The organism is Nonlabens ulvanivorans (assembly GCF_032922765.1).
GTDB classification, from domain to species: Bacteria; Bacteroidota; Bacteroidia; order Flavobacteriales; family Flavobacteriaceae; genus Nonlabens; species Nonlabens ulvanivorans.
In genome coordinates this window covers 1,333,616-1,353,285 of record NZ_CP136694.1, presented here as the reverse complement: position 1 = coordinate 1,353,285, position 19,670 = coordinate 1,333,616, and the positions used below count along the sequence as shown (strand labels likewise).

Genomic DNA, 19,670 nt, shown 5'->3' with positions numbered 1-19,670 from the left:
GTAATTGTTATCATTAACAACCATTTTTTTTTAATCATGCAATTGAATACTCTAACCTGTTCATTACTAGTTTTCTTTTTATTTTTCAGTAGTTTCATAGCTTATGCACACAGCATTTCGGGATACGTTACGGATGAAAATGGGCGTCCTATTAAGGACCTTTATATTCTTCAAAAAGGAACAAAAAATCATACACATACCAATAGTCAAGGATTTTTTAGTATTGAAAATGTAGACGTTAATCAAACTTTATTATTTAGTCATGTAGGTTTTGAATCTAGTGAGATTCTTATAGAGAATCCATCATTAGTTTTACAAATAGTTATGATTTCATCTTCAGTAGATTTAGATGCGATAGTAATAAGTAATGATGTAGATACATTTAATACACTAGCCTTACTGGATTTACAGATTAATCCTGTAAACTCTTCTCAAGAAATATTACAAACTGTCCCAGGATTATTTATAGGACAGCATGCAGGTGGAGGAAAGGCAGAACAGTTATTTCTTAGAGGTTTTGATATTGATCATGGTACTGATGTAGCTATAGGAGTTGATGGTATGCCTGTTAATATGGTATCTCATGCCCATGGACAAGGATATGCAGATTTACATTTTTTAATACCAGAAACTATTAATTCTATTGATTATGGAAAAGGTAGTTATGATGCTAGCAAAGGTAATTTTGCTACTGCTGGACATGTAAACTTGAATACTAAAGAGTTTTTACAGCGCAATCTTGTACAGACAGAAATAGGGGATTTTAATTACCAACGTTTATTAAGTATGTTTAATGTTGTGGACAATGCAAATACAAGTGCATATGTTGCTAGTGAATACATCACTTTTGATGGACCGTTTGATAGTCCGCAAAATTTTGATCGATTTAATATCTTTACTAAACTGCATCATAGAACAAAAACTGGTGATGAGTTTAATCTAACAGCATCATACTTTACAAGTGAGTGGGATGCTAGCGGTCAGATACCAGAACGTGCAGTTGCAACTGGTTTGATAGGAAGGTTTGGAGCGATTGATGATACCGAAGGTGGAAGCACCTCAAGAACTAATCTAAATTTTACGTATAATTTTAATTTGAGCGACACAGAACAGCTTAAGACACAAGCGTTCTACACGCATTATAACTTTGAGTTATTCTCTAATTTCACCTTTTTCTTAGAAGATCCTTTAAATGGTGATCAGATAAAACAACAGGAGACTAGAGACATGATAGGTATTAACGCTGTCTATAATAAAGAGTATGTCATTGGCGAGAATAATCTCGATTGGTACACTGGTATTAGTTTACGTAATGATAGAACAGATGGAAGTTCACTAGCGAGAACTTTAAATAGAAGAACAACTTTAGAGCAAATACAATTAGGTGATATCAACGAGACTAATTCTTCTCTATGGACTGGTTTAGAATTTACGACTGGTAATTTAAATATAGATGCAGGAATAAGATTAGAGTATTTTAAGTTTGTATACCGTGATGGATTAGACGACAGTTTTGATACACTATCACAAAATGCAACGGCCTTATTACCTAAATTAAATTTAGCCTATCAAGCTAGCAGTAATTGGCAATTATATCTTAAAAATGGGATAGGTTTACATAGTAATGATACACGAGTTGTGATACAGAATGAAGCAGATAAAATCCTGCCTAAATCATATGGATCTGATTTAGGAACTATTTTTAAACCTACTAATCGTCTTGTGATCAATACTGCTCTATGGTACTTATACTTAGAACAAGAGTTTGTTTATGTAGGAGATGCTGGTATTGTTGAACCTAGTGGGAAAACCGAACGATATGGTTTTGATCTTGGCTTGAACTATCAACTTACAGATTACCTATTTCTAGACTCAAACCTTAATTATGCGCATGCTAGAGCGATTGAAGAACCTTCAGGTGAAGATTATATCCCATTAGCTCCAGAATGGACTAGTACAGGTGGTTTAAGTCTTAAAAGCTATAAAGGCTGGAATGCTTCATTAAGATACCGTTACATCGCAGATCGTGCTGCAAATGAAGATAACAGCATCATCGCTCAAGGTTATTTTGTAAATGAGCTTAATTTAAACTATGATTTTAGCGAGCGTTTAAATGTAGGTTTCACAATTGAAAACCTGTTTGACGTAGAGTGGAATGAAACACAATTTGCTACCGAAACAAGATTGCAAAACGAAACGGCATCTGTTGAAGAAATTCACTTTACACCAGGAACTCCATTTTTCATCAAAGGTAGAGTAGTGTATTCTTTTTAATAGATTGATGTCAATATTGTGGTATCATAGATAACTTCCAGTTATTTTTACCATGTGAGAAAAACGCGGGCAACATATCGCTATAAGTTAGATGAGGTAATACCGATAAAAAATCTATTATTGAGTTTTTATCGTAAAGATAAATACCTCATCTTCTTAGAAAGTAATCATGGTGGTACCGGACACGACACCTATAAATCCTTATTAGCGGTAGGTTGCATAGACTCTTTGTCTACTACATATAATGGTGCATTCTCTAAACTAGAGGATTTTCATAACGAATACCAAGATTGGATATTTGGCTATCTGGGATATGATTTAAAAAACGATTTAGAAGATTTAAAAAGTAAAAATCCAGATGGAACACAATTTCCAGATCTGTGTTTTTATGTGCCTGAGGTAATATTTGAACTAGCATCAGATCACTTATTGATTCATAGCTATCACGCTAGTGAATTAGATATTAAAAAGTTGCTCGATAAAATTATTGAACATCAGATTCAAGAGCCTAAAACAGTTTTGCGATTTGGGAAATTAATGGCCAAAGATTCTAAAGCAAGTTATTTAGATAAAGCACAAAATTTTCTAGATCACATTCATCGTGGAGATATATACGAGGCTAATTTTTGTACAGAGTTCTTTGCCGAAAACGTTTCTTTAGATACTTTAAAAGCCTTTAAGGAGCTGAATGATATTAGTGAGCCGCCTTTTGCTGTATATGCTAGACTTAATAATTACCACGTGATGAGTGCAAGTCCAGAACGTTATTTAAAAAAAGTAGGATCGCAGCTTATCTCACAACCTATTAAAGGAACTGCAAAACGATCACAGCATTTCATTGAGGATGAAGATCTAAAAGAGCAATTGTTTAATGATCCTAAAGAACGATCAGAAAATGTAATGATCGTAGACCTAGTGCGCAATGATTTATCTAAAATCGCTAAAAAAGGCAGCGTTGATGTAGAAGAGTTGTATGGTATTTATAGCTTTAAGCAGGTACACCAAATGATCAGTACCGTTATTGCTACAGTAAAACCAGAACTTAACTTTATAGATGTCTTAAAAGCCACCTTTCCTATGGGAAGTATGACTGGTGCCCCTAAGATAAGCGCTATGAACATCATTGAAAAAAATGAATCTTTTAAAAGAGGTCTGTACAGTGGTGCAATAGGATACATAAAACCTGATGGCGATTTTGATTTCAATGTTGTCATACGCAGTATACTTTATAATTCAGAAAACAAATATCTTTCTTTCAGTGTAGGTAGTGCCATTACCGCAGCAGCACAACCAGAAAAAGAGTATGAAGAATGTCTCTTAAAAGCAAATGCAATGATTGAGGTTTTAAGCCATCAAGGAATTTCTTTTGATTAAATTTGTGATATGCTCACAGCGTTTCAAGAACATCTACACGACCATTTTTCTAACCTTAGGGAAAAGCGATTGTTGATAGCCATTAGTGGTGGTCTAGACAGTGTGGTACTAACACATTTATTATTTAATACTGGCTATAAGATTGCACTTGCGCATTGCAACTTTCATCTTAGAAGCTCAGAAAGTGATCAAGACGAACAATTTGTTAGACAACTAGCCGGCAGATTGAAAATGGATTGTCATGTTGCTCAATTTGATACACTAGACTATGCTAGTAAACGCGGTGTTTCTACTCAAATGGCGGCTCGAGAATTACGATATGATTTTTTTGATGATTTATGTAATGATCACAACTATGATTATTTACTTACCGCGCATCATTTAGACGACCAGATCGAAACTTTTTTTATTAATCTCAATCGTGGCGCAGGTTTAAATGGTTTGCAAGGGATTCCAAGAGTTAACGGACGCGTGATTAGACCGTTATTACCTTTCTCTAGAGAACAGATTCAGAATTATGCTATTGATGCTCAGATCTCATGGCGAGAAGATTCTAGTAATAGTAGCAATAAATATCAACGTAATCAATTACGCAATCAAATTTTACCCTTATTACATGAAGCTTTACCACAGTTTAAAACACATTTTGCACAATCTCTAGGTTATCTAAAAGGATCTCAAGATCTGGTGAATGATGCTGTATTACGCTTTCGCGAAAGCGTGATTAAAACCACACCTACAGGAATTAAGATTAATCTCAGTCAGCTAAAAACATTCAGTAATCCACAGGCTTATTTATATGAAGTTGTAAAGGCATATGGATTTTATAACATGAAAGATGTTATGAATATAGTTGATGGGCAGTCAGGTAAACGAATTGAATCAGATCAATTTGTCCTATTTAAGGATAGGGAACGAGTTGTTATTGAAGAGCTAAGATTATTAAAACCGATAGAATTAACTATTGATGATTCATGTGTTCAGTATCATTTTTATGATGCATCTATTGATATAGAAAAGATTAATGTAGAAGATGCAAATGCCTTTGTAAAAGATAATCATGATAAAAACGTTCTATTTCTAGATGCATCACAAGTGTGTTATCCTCTAATATTGCGCAGTTGGAAAAATGGTGATCGCATTAAACCGTTGGGCATGAAGGGAAGTAAATTAGTAAGTGATGTATTAACTGATAGCAAAGTTTCTTTCATAGCTAAAGAAAAAATAGTAGTATTGACATGGGAAGATGAAATACTATGGATTGTAGGAATACGTTCTAGTAGACATGGTAAAGTAACTTCTTCAACTAACCAATTATTAAAAATAACTTATAAAATATGAGAAAGCTCTTTATAGCTTTAACAGCACTCATCAGTCTTCAACTTACAGCCCAAGTTGAAGACCCTACAGACTGGACTACAAGTGTAGAAAAGATTTCAGATACGGAATACGTTTTAATCACCGAAGCTAATATAGAGCCAGGATGGCATGTCTATTCTCAGGCTAAAGGTGAGAAGGATGAAGGTCCGGTAGCTACCGAATTCAACTTTTTTGGGACTGAAGATTTTGAACTCGTAGGAATCAACAAAGAAACAGGAACGTATGCTGAGTATGTAGAAATTTGGGGAATGGATGTGTATCAATTTGCCAATTTTGCCAGATTTGAGCAAAAAATAGTTTTAAAAAATCCTGACACAAAATATATTGCTGTTGAGGCCTATTTTATGGTATGTGATGATACACAATGCCTGCCACCGTCACCAGAGTCTTTAATCTTTAAACTCGATGAAAACGTTGATGTGGTTCCCGATGATATTATTAACGCTTTCTATGATGCAGGTGAAGAGCCTACTAAAGCTACAGGTCCAGAAGCCAGTTCTATAAAAAAAAAAGGCGATAAGCACGAGAAAAAGGATGTAGATAGTGATGAAGATGATGATGAGGAAAATAAGAGTCTATGGACTATTTTCTTTGGATGTCTTGTCGCTGGTATATTGACACTTGCGACACCATGTGTTTTTCCTATGATACCTATGACGGTATCATTCTTTACAAAACAAGCTGGTGGTAAATTACAAGGCGTTCTTTATGGTGTTTTTATCCTATTAATTTACGTATTATTCAGTCTTCCTTTTCACTTATTTGAATCGGTATCGCCTGATATTTTTAATGAGTTCAGTACAAATCCATGGTTGAACATCTTCTTCTTTGTCGTGTTTATCATATTTGCGATAAGCTTTTTTGGTGCGTTTGAAATCACCATGCCTAATTCATTAATTAATAAAGTAGATAAGGCATCCAACGTTGGTGGATTAATTGGTGTCTTTTTTATGGCACTTACTTTAGTTTTAGTTTCTTTTTCTTGCACGGGACCAGTAATAGGAGCAGTCTTAGGAAGTGTGCTCTCTACTGATGGTGGAGCGACTGCATTAACAGCTGGAATGGCTGGTTTTGGTTTCGGTCTGGGAATACCATTTGCGTTATTTGCGATTTTCCCAAGTTGGATGAATTCGCTACCTAAGTCAGGTGGATGGTTAAATACAGTAAAAGTATTTTTAGGATTCTTAGAATTAGCATTTGCTTTTAAGTTCCTATCTAATGCAGACTTAGTGATGCAATGGCACTGGATTGAAAGAGAGATTTTCATTGCTATTTGGGTAGCTGTATTTGGAGCATTAGCGCTTTATTTATTTGGTAAAATAAGGTTACCACACGATGGACCAGATCAAAACATTTCTGTAGGTCGTATGTTATTAGGTTTATGTTCCTTAGTGTTTTCATTATATTTATTACCAGGGATTTGGGGTGCGCCACTGAAGTTAATTAGTGGTTTCCCGCCACCATCTACATACAGTGAATCACCTTATGGGGTAGGTTATAAAAAAGCCAGTGGAGCTACTGCAGCAGTAGAGTTGCCAGAACATGCACATTTTGCAGTACACGATATTATAGCGTTTGATGATTATGAAGAAGGATTAGCTTATGCTAAAAAAGTGAAGAAGCCTGTATTAATAGATTTTACTGGATGGGCATGTGTCAATTGTCGTAAGATGGAAGAAAGAGTATGGGCAGAACCACAAATATTAAGCATTCTTAAAAGAGATGTTGTTCTAGTGTCATTATATGTGGATGAGAAGAAAGCACTACCTAAAGAAGATCAATATACCTCTGACGTGACACAAAAGCGTATACGCAGTGTAGGTAATAAATGGAGTGATTTACAGATTAGTAGATATCAAGTGAATGCACAGCCTTACTATGCACTTGTAGATGAGAATGGTAACGACCTTAAAGGAGTAGAACAGATTGGTTATACTCCAGATGTGGACGAATATGAGGAGTGGTTAAAAGAAGGAGTTAAGAAATTTAAAAGATAGATTTACTCATCTATAATTAAGAAAAAAAGCGGCTGTAAGCCGCTTTTTTTATGTTTTGCATTAGCCATTAGCCATTAGCCATTAGCCATTAGCCATTAGCCATTAGCCATTAGCCATTAGCCATTAGCCATTAGCCATTAGCCATTAGCCATTAGCCATTAGCCATTAGCCATTAGCCATTAGCCATTAGCCATTAGCCATTAGCCATTAGCCATTAGCCATTAGCCATTAGCCATTAGCCATTAGCCATTAGCCATTAGCCATTAGCCATTAGCCATTAGCCATTAGCTATTCAAATCTTTAGAGAGTTAGTTATTATTAATGTAAGCTTATAGGTTTTATGTTTTAGAGCTTCATTATAATTAGGGTATTATGTTGAGTATCGTAGAGTGTATAAGTAGATTAAATGGAGTCTAAGTTTAGAATGATCAATTTTATTATTTAAAATTGTTAAGGAACGAATAGGTTCTCTTTTTAGTATTGAGATCTACTGATGATTATAATTTTAAAGCTTAAAAATTTAAGCGTAAAAAAAGGGTCGCAATTTGCGACCCTTTTTAATATGTAAAAAGATAGTAATTAGTTAACTCTGAAAGTAACCCTTCTTACTAGTTGTCTTGCTTCAGAAGAATTCTTGTCAACAGAAGCATCTTCACCATTACCATTGTGAGATAATCTAGAAGCATCAACGCCAGAAGCAACAAGTACATCATTTACCATCTTAGCACGACGCTCAGATAGGTTTTTGTTGTAAGCTGGGCTTCCTAACTCATCAGCATAACCTGTTAAAGTTGCAGTAGCACTTGGGTTATCCTTCATGTAAGTTACTAGAGTATTGATAGCACCTAAAGAATAAAGAGCAGGCTTAGTACTATTGAACTGGAAGTATACATTAACGTACCCTTCGTTAATCAATTTCTTGATGATACCTTTGTCAGACATTCCGTTAGCACCATTAGTACCAGGCTTCATGTTAGCTAAGTCAGCTTTAGAAGCATAACGGCCATCAAGAGCACTTTCCATATCATCCGGAATACTATTGTTATTTAAATCAATCGCTCTACCTTTATTATCTACACGTACACCACTTTCAGTAGTATTGTCTCTGTCGAGATAATTTGGCACACCATCTTTGTCATCATCAGCATAATCTGTAGCCATTTTTTCTACATCTGCAGTAAGATTGTCAATTTTCTCTTGTACATCATAAGTGTACCAGTCAGAGTGAACGTCACCATTACCTAAATAGATATTTAAACCTACAGAAGCATTAACTAACATACCGTCAAATCCTCTCGTGCTTGCTCTACCTAAACCATCAAAAGTAATATCTTGTCTTACGTGACCTAAAACAGATAAATCTCCAAATAAAGCTACACTATTGCTTAATCTGATTTGTGGTGTGATACCAGCTTGGAAATTCAACATCCAGTCGTCACCAGTTTCAACTGGATCAGTTCCTTTTAGATTAGAAACACCCATACCTCCATGTAAAAGAAGACCTAGTCTGTCATGTAATTTATGTAAACCAACTATGTGACCTGCATTTACTACTCCTTCTAAGGTTACTCTGTAATATCTAGAGTCGAAATCGCGACTATCTTTGTCACTAGAGAAATTGTTGTATCCAAAATCAGCATTAAAACCAAATTTGTCGTTGACCATATATCTAACGCCAAGATCTGCTTGGAAAAGCGATGGTGTATTAGTGTACGCACCAGAACTAACCGGACGTACTGGCTTAGTTACTCCAACACCTACGTCAACCGACCATTTGTTGTAATCAGATTTTACTTCTTCCGTATCATTCTGTGAAAAACCTATTAGGCCGCACAAAGCAAATGATAATGTAATAATTTTTTTCATAAGATTTATTCTTGCTTTCAACTGACAAATATACAAATATTGTATTAGACAACTAGTAATTTTTATTTTTTTTTAACCTATCAAGTTGAATTACCTATCATTTTTTACATTTTACTTGATAAGAATATTTATTTCTGTTAATTTATAGTTCAATCGTAAAAGAAAATTGAACAAGTAAATATTATTACATTTGCATTTTATTTAGGTATTTTGTCCTAAATGATTATTTAACAGTTTAAAATAAATTAATTGACGAAAAACACTAAGATATTAATTACTGGCGCTGCCGGTTTTATAGGAAGTAACTTATGTGAGTATTTTGTAGAAAAAGAATATGATGTTATAGCATTAGATAATTTATCCACTGGTCATTTAATTAATATTTCTCATTTACAGAATAAAGATAACTTTCGTTTTGTTGAAGGTGACATTAGAGATATTGAAACCTGCCGGTCTTTAGTGGACGGAACGGATTTTGTGCTTCATCAAGCAGCGCTAGGTAGTGTTCCGCGTTCCATTAAAGATCCTATTACTTCTAATGATGTTAATGTTGGAGGTTTTTTAAATATGCTCGTAGCTTGTAAAGAAGCCGGAGTAAAAAAAATGGTCTATGCAGCAAGTTCATCCACTTATGGAGATTCCATAGCATTACCTAAAGTAGAGGATGTCATAGGAAAACCTCTTTCCCCGTATGCCATTACTAAGTATGTTAATGAGTTATATGCTGATGTTTTCTATAAGACTTATGGTTTAAACACAATTGGACTCAGATACTTCAATGTATTTGGTCGTAAACAAGATCCTAATGGTGCTTATGCGGCTGTGATCCCATTGTTTACCAAACAGTTGATGAGTAAGCAATCACCAACTATTAATGGTGATGGAACCTATTCAAGAGATTTTACCTATATAGATAATGTAATACAGGCTAATGAAAAAGCTATGCTTGCAACTCACCCAGATGCTATCAACACAGTTTTTAATGTAGCGTTTGGTGATCGTACAGATTTAAATCTATTAGTAGATTTATTGAAACAGTCTTTATCAAAGTATGACTCTGAAATTTTAAATGTTAAAACGGTTTATGGACCACTTAGAGCAGGAGATGTACCTCATTCCCTTGCTTCAATTGATAAAGCAAAAAGTCTTTTAAATTATAATCCAAAGTTTGATCTCAAAGCTGGTCTCGATGAAGCTGTAGAATGGTATTGGGCTAATTTGTAACAACTAATAACGCTTTCGCGAAAGCGTAATAACATCAACAATCTTCATTAAATATGAATAAGAAAATAACAGTAATAGGTTTAGGTTATGTAGGATTGCCTCTTGCACGACTATTTGCTACAAAATATAATGTAGTAGGTTTTGATATTAATAAACCACGAGTAGAAGAATTAAATACAGGCGTAGATAGTACCCTAGAAGTGGAGGATGATGTGCTAACTGCAGTATTAAAGACATCACAAAATGATGAAAATGGTTTATTTTGTACTACTGAAAGTGATGATATAGCAGACTCTAATATTTATATAGTAACTGTACCTACACCAGTAGATAAGAATAATCGTCCTATTCTAACTCCTTTATATAAAGCTAGTGAGACAGTAGGTAGGGTATTGAAAAAAGGAGATATTGTTGTCTATGAATCTACTGTTTATCCTGGCGCTACTGAAGAAGAATGTGTTCCTGTCTTAGAAAAGATTAGTGGTCTTATTTTTAATAAGGATTTTTATGTAGGCTACTCTCCTGAACGTATCAATCCAGGAGATAAAAAGCATACGGTAGAAAAAATTCTTAAGGTGACCTCTGGTAGTACTCCTGAGATAGGTAAAGTAGTAGATCAACTTTATAATGATGTGATAACTGCAGGAACCCATCTGGCACCTACCATAAAAGTTGCTGAAGCGGCAAAGGTAATAGAGAATTCACAGCGTGATATTAATATTGCTTTTGTGAATGAGCTTGCAAAAATTTTTAATAGACTAGAAATTAATACAAGTGATGTGCTTGCTGCAGCAAGTACAAAATGGAATTTCCTTCCGTTTTCACCAGGTTTGGTAGGAGGACATTGTATAGGAGTCGATCCTTATTATTTGGCACAAAAGGCTCAAGAAGTAGGGTATCATCCAGAAATTATACTGGCTGGTAGACGCATGAATGATGGGATGGGAAGTTATGTTGCTGGAGAAGTAGTTAAATTGATGCTGTCAAAGGATATAACTGTAAAAAATTCAAACTTACTTATGTTAGGGATTACCTTTAAAGAGAACTGTCCTGATGTTAGGAATACTAAAGTTATAGACGTGGTGTCTAATCTAAAAGAGTTTGGTATTAACGTTACTATATTTGATCCGTTAGCAAATCCTGATGAAGTAGAACATGAGTATGGTGTTCGTAACCTTAGAGAGTTAGGTAGTGAAAAGTTTGATTCAATTGTACTAGCTGTTTCTCATAAAGAATTTTTAGAATTAGACCTTGAAACTGTTTCGAATGATAAGGTAGCTATTTATGATGTAAAAGGTATTCTTGGAGATAAAGCTGATAAAAGATTGTAAATGAAAGTAATAAAGAATATTTGCTGTATCGGAGCAGGATATGTGGGTGGACCTACAATGACCATGATTGCTGCAAAATGTCCGCATATAGAAGTTAATGTAGTCGATATCAATGCCGAAAGAATTGCTGCTTGGAATGATCTTAATGTGGATAACATTCCGATTTATGAACCTGGATTATCTGAACTAGTAGCTCAAACTAGAGGGAAAAACTTATTTTTTTCTACAGAGGTAGATAAGGCTATACAGGCTGCAGATATGATTTTTATATCTGTTAATACACCTACCAAAACCTATGGGGTTGGTAAAGGAATGGCTGCAGATTTGAAGTATATTGAGTTATGTGCACGACAGATTGCTGCGGTGGCTACCACTGATAAAATTATTGTTGAAAAATCTACCTTGCCGGTACGCACAGCTGAAGCTTTAAAGCGAATTCTTGAAAACACGGGTAATGGAGTAAATTTTGATATTCTTTCAAATCCAGAGTTTCTAGCAGAAGGGACTGCTGTTGCTGATTTATTGAATCCAGATAGGGTTTTAATAGGAGGAGAAATTAGTGAACGTGGGGAATTAGCTCAAAAATCCCTTGTTGAATTATATGCGAACTGGGTGCCACGTGAGCAAATTTTAACTACTAATGTTTGGTCTTCTGAGCTATCTAAGTTAACTGCAAATGCCTTTTTAGCGCAAAGAGTGAGCAGTATCAATGCAATATCTGAATTATGTGAGGTTACTGAAGCCGATGTAGGTGAGGTTGCCCGAGCCATTGGAGCCGATAGTAGGATTGGGTCCAAGTTTTTAAAGGCTTCTGTAGGTTTTGGAGGTTCTTGTTTTCAAAAGGATATTTTAAATTTAGTCTATATAGCGCAATCCTATGGTCTTAAAGAAGTAGCAGATTACTGGGAACAAGTAATTATCATGAACGATCATCAAAAAAGACGTTTTGCTAAGAAAATAGTAGAGACCTTATTCAATACGGTTTCTGGTAAAAAAATTGTAATTCTAGGGTGGGCATTTAAGAAGGATACAAACGATACAAGAGAGTCTGCTGCGATTTATGTAGTCGATTATCTTTTGAGTGAGCAGGCAGAGGTCGTAATATTTGATCCTAAGGTAAGTGCTGAACGAATCTTTGCAGATCTTGAGTATTTGAATACTAGAACTGATAAAGAAAATAGAGATTTAGTAACTGTAGTTGAAGATCCTATGTTTGCTTTTGCAGATTCTCACGCAGCTGTAGTTCTAACAGAATGGGATGAGTTTAAGGCGTATGACTGGAGTCAGATTTATGTGGATATGCTTAAACCTGCTTTCTTATTTGATGGTAGAATGGTGTTAGATTCTGACAAAATGAAGGAGATAGGTTTTAATGTATATACAATTGGTAAAGGATAAATTAAAACAGGTTGTTAAGGGTGGTATTATTTATGGCTTTTTGGCCTAAATTTATTAAAGATTAACAATAGAGCTTTATTAGTATTTCTATAAACGTATACTTTCCCAATGGTATCTTAAAGGAAAGCTAAATCTTACTATATTTGCATTCGGTTACTCAGTAACCAATTAATTTTATTATTTCGAATTAATTTGAAATTATTAAACAATAAATCTAATGAATTTAAAAGATAAATCTATACTCATAACTGGAGGGACTGGCTCTTTAGGTAAAGCACTTACTTCCCATATACTTGAGAACCATTCAGACGTAAAGAAGATCATTATATTTTCGAGAGATGAGCAAAAGCAATTTGTGATGGCTCAAGAATATCCTGCTGATAAATTTCCTCAATTAAGGTTTTTTATAGGCGATATTAGAGATTTTGATCGTTTAAAAAGGGCTTTTAAAGGTGTTGATTATATTATTCATGCTGCAGCAATGAAGCATGTGCCAATTGCAGAGTATAACCCTATGGAATGTGTAAAAACGAATATCATGGGAGCAGAAAACGTGATAAACGCAGCGCTTGAGACTGAGGTTACCAGAGTAGTAGCCTTATCAACTGATAAAGCTGCCGCACCAGTAAATCTTTATGGTGCAACTAAACTAGCATCTGATAAGCTTTTTGTAGCTGCAAATAACATAGCTGGATGGAATCCTATCAAATTTAGTGTAGTTCGTTACGGTAATGTAATGGGTAGTAACGGGTCTGTTATACCTTTCTTTTTGAATAAGAAAAAAGAAGGCGTTTTACCTATAACTTCAACTGAAATGACACGTTTCAATATTTCTCTTCAAGGTGGAGTAGATATGGTAATGCATGCGCTAGAACACGCTTGGGGTGGAGAGATATTTGTTCCTAAAATTCCATCTTACCGCATTACTGATGTAGCAGAAGCTATTGGTCCAGAATGTGATCATCCAGTAGTAGGTATACGTCCAGGGGAAAAAATTCACGAAGAAATGATTACTTCTTCTGATAGTTATTATACCTATGATTTGGGTAGATACTACACTATTTTACCTGCTACTCACAAGTGGAACTTGGAAGAATTTATTACTAAGCATAACGCAAAACAGGTCGCACCAGAATTTAAATATAATAGTGGTGAAAACGATGAGTGGGATACGGTAGATACGCTTAGAAACCTGATAGTAGAGCACGTAGATTCAGATTTTAAAGTATAATTATTGAATATGTCAAAGGCAATCCCTTACGGTAGACAGAATATTACAGAAGAAGATATACTTGCAGTTACTGAGGCACTGAAGGCTGATTATTTAACTCAAGGTCCTCGAATTAAAAAATTTGAAGAGGAGTTTGCTACTTATGTAGGTTCTAAGTACGCTGTTGCAGTATCTAACGGTACAGCAGCATTACATTTGAATGCACTAGCTTTAGGTGTGAAGCCAGGAGATAAGGTTATTACAACACCTCTTACTTTTGCTGCGTCAGCAAATTGTATTAGATATTGTGGAGGTGATGTTGTTTTTGCAGATATTGATCCTGAGACTTATTTGTTAGATATCTATTCAGTACGTTCTTTATTAGAAAAATCTCCTAAAGGAACCTATCAAGGTATAGTTCCAGTAGATTTTGCTGGACGTGCTGTAGACCTAGAAGCTTTCAGGGCGCTTGCCGATGAGTTTGGTCTTTGGATTATAGAAGATAGTTGTCATTCACCGGGTGGCTTCTTTGTAGACTCTAATGGAGTGAAACAACATTGTGGTAATGGTAATTTTGCAGACTTGGCCATATTCTCATTTCATCCTGTAAAGCATATTGCATGTGGTGAAGGAGGAATGATAACTACCAATGACGAGTCACTTTATCAAAAGCTTCTAGCACTTAGAACTCATGGAATAGTAAAGGACGATGACTTATATACTAATAGTGTGGAGTTTGCTTCCGCGAACGCGAGTACAGAACAATATCCTGCTTGGTATATGGAAATGCAAATGTTAGGATACAACTATAGAATTACTGATTTTCAGGCAGCATTAGGTTCCAGCCAGCTGTTAAGAGCAAACAGTGGTATAGAGAGAAGAATTCAGATAGCGCAGCAATATTTTAAAGCCTTTGAAGGAAAGAGCTATATTCATGGTCAAAGTGGTGTGATTGAAGGGCATGCATATCATTTATATGTGATTGAGGTAAATGATCGATTAGGACTGTATAACTACTTGAGAGAACATAGTATCTATGCTCAAATACATTATATCCCTTGTCATCTAATGCCATATTATAGAGAGTTAGGATGGAAAGAAGGTGATTTACCTCTAGCTGAGGCTTATTATGCACAGTGTATAAGCTTGCCTATGTTTCCTACTCTAACAGACGATGAACAAAAGTTTGTGATTGATAAGATAGATTCCTATTATAATGAGTAATTTATCAAAAATTGCTCTTGGTACTGTACAATTTGGTATCGATTATGGCATTTCCAATAAATTAGGTAAGCCAGATCAACATGTGGTTAAGCAAATACTAGACTTCGCATTAGTAAATGAAATTACAACGTTAGACACAGCATCCGCTTACGGAGATTCAGAATTAGTTTTAGGTAATTACGGAGTTAGTGATTTTAAAGTAATCACTAAATTTTTACCTCAAGAGGTTGAAAAAGGTATCGAGAGCAGTTTTCAGGATTCATTAACTAAACTCAAATCAAAATCTGTATACGGATACCTAGCTCATCGCGCTGATTCTATTGATGTTAAGACTTGGTCTTTTTTAAAACATCTAAAAAAAATAGGACAAGTTGAAAAAATAGGTTACTCCTTACAAAGTGTGAGTGAGTTTGAAATAGCCAACGAAAAAGGTTTTTTTCCTGACTTAATTCAAGTGCCATTTAATTTGCTAGATAATAGATTTAAAAAACTTTGTAAAAAATTAAGTAAACAAGGTGTTGAGATACATAGTCGTTCAACTTTCTTACAAGGTCTTTTTTTTATGAATACTGAAGAATTGCAAGGTTTAGAAGAAGCAATCCCAGTGATTTCTGAATTACAAAATACGCACTCCAATCAATTAGCACAGTATTTATTAAATTATGTGTTACAGCAAGATTTTATAGATAAGGTAGTAATAGGGGTTCAATCCAAAGAACAACTATCACAAAATATAAGTGAATTGGATTATAATGTTCATATTAAAGATTTAGACATTGTATTGTCAGAAAAAATTTTAAACCCAGCGTTATGGCCCAAAAAATGATAAAAACTTTTGATTTAACTAATAAAATTATTGTGATAACCGGTGGATATGGTTACCTAGGTAGTGGAATAGTTAACCATCTCGTACATTATAACGCAACCGTTATAATTGCTGCTCGATCTAAGGAAAAATTTGAAAAAGTTTTTTCTGATAATGTTAATGTTGCATTTCAAGAAATGGATATCTCTATAGAGCAAAGTATTATAGATGGTCTGACTCAAGTTCAAAAGCAATATGGTAAAATTGACGGATTAATTAATAATGCCTTTTATTTAAAAGGAAATTCACCTGAGTTAATGAGCTCTGAGGATTTTAATTACGGTATAGATGGTACTCTAAATTCAGTTTTTAGATGTGTAAAATCAATTATACCGTTTTTTAAAGAGCAGAATTATGGTAAAATAGTAAATGTGTCATCAATGTATGGAATGCAGGCACCAGATTTTAGTATTTATGAAGACTGTCCTCAGTTTTTAAATCCACCGCATTATGGTGCTGCAAAAGCTGGCGTGATTCAATTAACTAAGTATTATGCTAGTTATTTAGGTGGTTATAATATTAACGTAAACACAGTTACTCCAGGTCCATTTCCTTCTTTAGGTGTTCAAGAAAATCTAGAATTTGTTGAGGAATTAAAAAAGAAAACAGCTTTAGGTAGAATAGGATTCCCTGAAGATCTTGCTGGTATTTTCACTTTTCTAGTATCTGACGCTGCAAACTATGTTACTGGACAGAATTTTATTATAGATGGAGGATGGACGGTAAAATAAATAAAATAGATCCCGTTATAATTATTCAAGCGAGGATGGGGAGTACCCGACTTCCTGGAAAAGTGATGGAGAAGATTAATGGGATACCTCTGATTGGTTATCAAATTAAACGATTACAAGAGTCTCAATTAAAAATAGTTGTTGCTATTCCAGATAATGGCTGTAACTCGGAATTATTAAATTACGTTCAATCTATAGGTGTTCAAACCTTTGAGGGAGATACCTTTAATGTTTTAAAAAGATTCTATGACGCAGCATTATATTTTGGAGCCAATGATATTATAAGAATTACTGGAGATAATCCTTTGATTGATGGTAGTTTTATTAAAGAACAAGTAAACAAGGTAAAGCTCAATTCGAATAGATATTATTTTTCTGAAGGTTCTAATAAACGATTACCTCTCGGAGGATCATTTGAGATGTTTTCATTTGATATTTTAAAAGAAGCATTTGACAACGCTAAAAGTAATGAGGAGTTTGAGCATGTGACACCATATATGGTTCAAAACTTACCGAGAGATATAAATCATTACTTGATGGATTTAGATATAGATTCACATCATATTAGATTAACAATAGATACTGTGGAAGATTTAAAGCTTTTCAAGATACTTATTGAAACTTACCATGCAGATACTCTTAATGTTTACGAAATAATTGAGTTGTTTAATAAAGACAAGGAGCTATTACTCATTAACAATAATGTTAATCAAATCAAAGTAAGAAACTTGACTGATGAAAAGTAGTTATAAATCTTTGAATACACAGGTTTTTTCTTTTGGAGAATATCAACTAGTCCCTATCAGGTATGAAGATCGCTTGAAGATACTTGACTGGCGTAATCAACAAATGTATCACTTGCGTCAAGCTACTCCTTTAACCAAGAAAGATCAGGATTATTATTTTAGTAATACAGTTAGTGCTTTATTTGATCAAGACAACCCTAGTCAAATATTATTCTCTTTTTTAAGAGATGATGTCTGTATTGGCTACGGAGGCTTAGTACATATTAATTGGGTAGATAAGAATGCAGAAATATCCTTTATTATGGATAGTACTCTAGAAAAAGATTTTTTTGAAGACTTATGGTTTGTTTACTTAGGTCTAATTGAAAAAGTAGGTTTTCATGAGTTAGGATTCCATAAAATCTTCACTTATGCATTTGATTTAAGGCCTAGATTATATGTAGCACTTGAAAAGGCTGGTTTCCATAAAGAAGTAACTTTAAAAGAACACTGTTTGTTTGAAGAGAAATTCATTGATGTTATTATTCATAGCTTAATTGCTGATTCATTTGTTTTGAAAAAGGCCACATTGAATGATGTACAAACAACATTTAATTGGGCTAGTAATCCTGCAATTAGATCTTTTTCATTTAATCAAAATAAAATTCTACTTAAAGATCACATTAAATGGTTTAATAATAAACTATGTGATTATAATTGTGAATATTTTATTGCTTATGATGGAATTAATAAAGTAGGTTCAATTAGGTTTGATATTACTAATAACAATGCCTTATTAAGTTACTTAATAGATCCTGAGTTTCATGGTAAAGGATTTGGAACTCAAATATTAAAAGATGGAATAATGAAGCTGAAAAATATCCGAAGTGATGTAGATATAATTTCTGGGTTCGTAATTCCTGAAAATAAAGCCTCAGTTTATATTTTTAACAAGCTACAATTTGATGTAGAAACTGTTGAAGATAATTTATATTTTTCTTTAAAAATCAAGTAAAATTATGCGTTTAAATAATCAAACTTATATAATTGCTGAACTTTCTGCTAATCATGGTGGTCAATTAGATATCGCTTTAGACACGGTAAGAGCAGCAAAAAGGGCTGGAGCTGATGCTATTAAGTTACAAACTTATACCGCAGATACCATTACTTTAGATTGCCACAAACCAGATTTTAAAATAAATCATGGTACGCATTGGGATGGACAATACCTCCATGATCTTTATAAAGATGCCGCGTTACCTTGGGAATGGCATAAACCTATTATAGAATTAGCAAGAGAATTAGAGATTGATTGTTTTTCGTCTCCTTTTGATCATTCTGCGGTAGACTTTCTGGAAGCCTTAAACGTTCCAGCTTATAAAATTGCTTCTTTTGAAATAACAGATATTCCCTTAATCGAGTATGCTGCCTCAAAAGGAAAGCCTATGATTATTTCTACAGGAATTGCTGAAATCGAAGATATAGAATTAGCAATCGCTGCCTGTAAAAGATTTAATAATAACGATATAACTATTTTAAAATGCACCAGTGCTTATCCAGCCGCTCCTGAAGATGCAAATTTGATGACTATTAATGATATTAAAGAACGATTTAATGTCAAAAGTGGATTGTCAGACCACACAATGGGAATAGTAACTCCAGTAGTTTCTGTAGCAATGGGAGCAACAGTTATTGAAAAGCACTTCATTTTGGATAAAAAAATAGGTGGAGCAGATGCGCATTTTTCATTAGATGAAAAGGAGTTTACAGATATGGTTAACGCCGTAAGGGAAGCTGAAGCAGTTATAGGAAAGGTTGATTATGAAATGACGGATAAAAAACTTAAAAGTCGAGAATTTTCTAGGTCTTTATATGTTGTAGAAGACATTAAAAAAGGTGAAAGATTTACGACTAAAAATGTTAGGTCTATCCGTCCTGGATTTGGATTACATCCTAAGCACTTTAACGAGGTTTTAAAGTCTAATGCTTCCAGAGATTTAGAACGCGGCACGCCATTAAGTCTAAGTTTTATAGATTAACACGTATTGAGAGTAAGTAAAATATAAGTAAC

The 19,670-nt window shown here is 34.2% G+C and carries 15 protein-coding genes; 14 read left to right on the top strand and 1 reads right to left on the bottom strand.

Annotated elements, in window-relative coordinates:
• Positions 1-36: 36 nt before the first annotated feature.
• From R1T42_RS06145 to R1T42_RS06130, 4 genes are read left to right on the top strand one after another with little or no spacing between them, the layout of a single operon-like run.
• Positions 37-2,274, top strand: coding sequence for a TonB-dependent receptor (locus R1T42_RS06145; protein WP_317291708.1), 2,238 nt, complete (start codon positions 37-39; stop codon positions 2,272-2,274).
• A gap of 54 nt (positions 2,275-2,328) precedes the next feature.
• Positions 2,329-3,648 (top strand): anthranilate synthase component I family protein, encoded by a 1,320-nt coding sequence (locus R1T42_RS06140; RefSeq protein ID WP_317291707.1) that lies wholly within the window; start codon positions 2,329-2,331, stop codon positions 3,646-3,648.
• Between the two features lie 9 nt (positions 3,649-3,657).
• Complete coding sequence (tilS, locus tag R1T42_RS06135; RefSeq protein WP_317291706.1) at positions 3,658-4,989, top strand: tRNA lysidine(34) synthetase TilS; 1,332 nt, start codon at positions 3,658-3,660, stop codon at positions 4,987-4,989.
• Complete coding sequence (locus tag R1T42_RS06130) at positions 4,986-7,025, top strand: protein-disulfide reductase DsbD family protein (protein ID WP_317291705.1); 2,040 nt, start codon at positions 4,986-4,988, stop codon at positions 7,023-7,025. The genes tilS and R1T42_RS06130 overlap by 4 nt, the downstream gene beginning before the upstream one ends.
• Before the next feature lie 579 nt (positions 7,026-7,604).
• On the opposite strand, the gene R1T42_RS06125 is transcribed toward R1T42_RS06130, so the two are convergent.
• Positions 7,605-8,891 (bottom strand): OmpA family protein, encoded by a 1,287-nt coding sequence (locus R1T42_RS06125; RefSeq protein WP_317291704.1) that lies wholly within the window; start codon positions 8,889-8,891, stop codon positions 7,605-7,607.
• Between the two features lie 249 nt (positions 8,892-9,140).
• Here R1T42_RS06125 and R1T42_RS06120 point away from each other — a divergent pair, with 249 nt between their 5' ends.
• The 10 genes from R1T42_RS06120 (at position 9,141) to pseI (ending at position 19,638) form a co-directional block, all read left to right on the top strand.
• The gene (locus R1T42_RS06120) at positions 9,141-10,115 is read left to right on the top strand and encodes an SDR family oxidoreductase (protein WP_317291703.1); all 975 of its coding nucleotides are present in this window, start codon (positions 9,141-9,143) and stop codon (positions 10,113-10,115) included.
• 53 nt (positions 10,116-10,168) lie between these two features.
• Positions 10,169-11,446, top strand: coding sequence for a nucleotide sugar dehydrogenase (locus tag R1T42_RS06115; protein ID WP_317291702.1), 1,278 nt, complete (start codon positions 10,169-10,171; stop codon positions 11,444-11,446).
• The gene (locus tag R1T42_RS06110; protein ID WP_317291701.1) at positions 11,447-12,844 is read left to right on the top strand and encodes a nucleotide sugar dehydrogenase; all 1,398 of its coding nucleotides are present in this window, start codon (positions 11,447-11,449) and stop codon (positions 12,842-12,844) included.
• 217 nt (positions 12,845-13,061) lie between these two features.
• Complete coding sequence (gene pseB / locus R1T42_RS06105) at positions 13,062-14,075, top strand: UDP-N-acetylglucosamine 4,6-dehydratase (inverting) (protein ID WP_317291700.1); 1,014 nt, start codon at positions 13,062-13,064, stop codon at positions 14,073-14,075.
• Positions 14,076-14,084: 9 nt separating this feature from the next.
• The gene (gene pseC, locus R1T42_RS06100) at positions 14,085-15,278 is read left to right on the top strand and encodes a UDP-4-amino-4,6-dideoxy-N-acetyl-beta-L-altrosamine transaminase (protein WP_317291699.1); all 1,194 of its coding nucleotides are present in this window, start codon (positions 14,085-14,087) and stop codon (positions 15,276-15,278) included.
• A complete protein-coding gene (locus R1T42_RS06095) occupies positions 15,271-16,104 on the top strand; it encodes an aldo/keto reductase (protein WP_317291698.1) in 834 nt (277 codons plus the stop codon). The genes pseC and R1T42_RS06095 overlap by 8 nt, the downstream gene beginning before the upstream one ends.
• Positions 16,089-16,874, top strand: coding sequence for an SDR family oxidoreductase (locus R1T42_RS06090; RefSeq protein WP_317291697.1), 786 nt, complete (start codon positions 16,089-16,091; stop codon positions 16,872-16,874). Before R1T42_RS06095 ends, R1T42_RS06090 begins: the two co-directional genes overlap by 16 nt.
• Positions 16,859-17,620 carry a cytidylyltransferase domain-containing protein gene (locus R1T42_RS06085; protein WP_317291696.1) on the top strand — a complete coding sequence of 254 codons (762 nt, stop codon included), beginning with the start codon at positions 16,859-16,861 and terminating at the stop codon, positions 17,618-17,620. The genes R1T42_RS06090 and R1T42_RS06085 overlap by 16 nt, the downstream gene beginning before the upstream one ends.
• Complete coding sequence (locus R1T42_RS06080; protein WP_317291695.1) at positions 17,610-18,614, top strand: GNAT family N-acetyltransferase; 1,005 nt, start codon at positions 17,610-17,612, stop codon at positions 18,612-18,614. The genes R1T42_RS06085 and R1T42_RS06080 overlap by 11 nt, the downstream gene beginning before the upstream one ends.
• A gap of 4 nt (positions 18,615-18,618) precedes the next feature.
• Positions 18,619-19,638: a pseudaminic acid synthase gene (gene pseI, locus R1T42_RS06075; RefSeq protein ID WP_317291694.1), complete on the top strand. Its 1,020-nt coding sequence runs from the start codon at positions 18,619-18,621 to the stop codon at positions 19,636-19,638.
• Positions 19,639-19,670 lie beyond the last annotated feature (32 nt).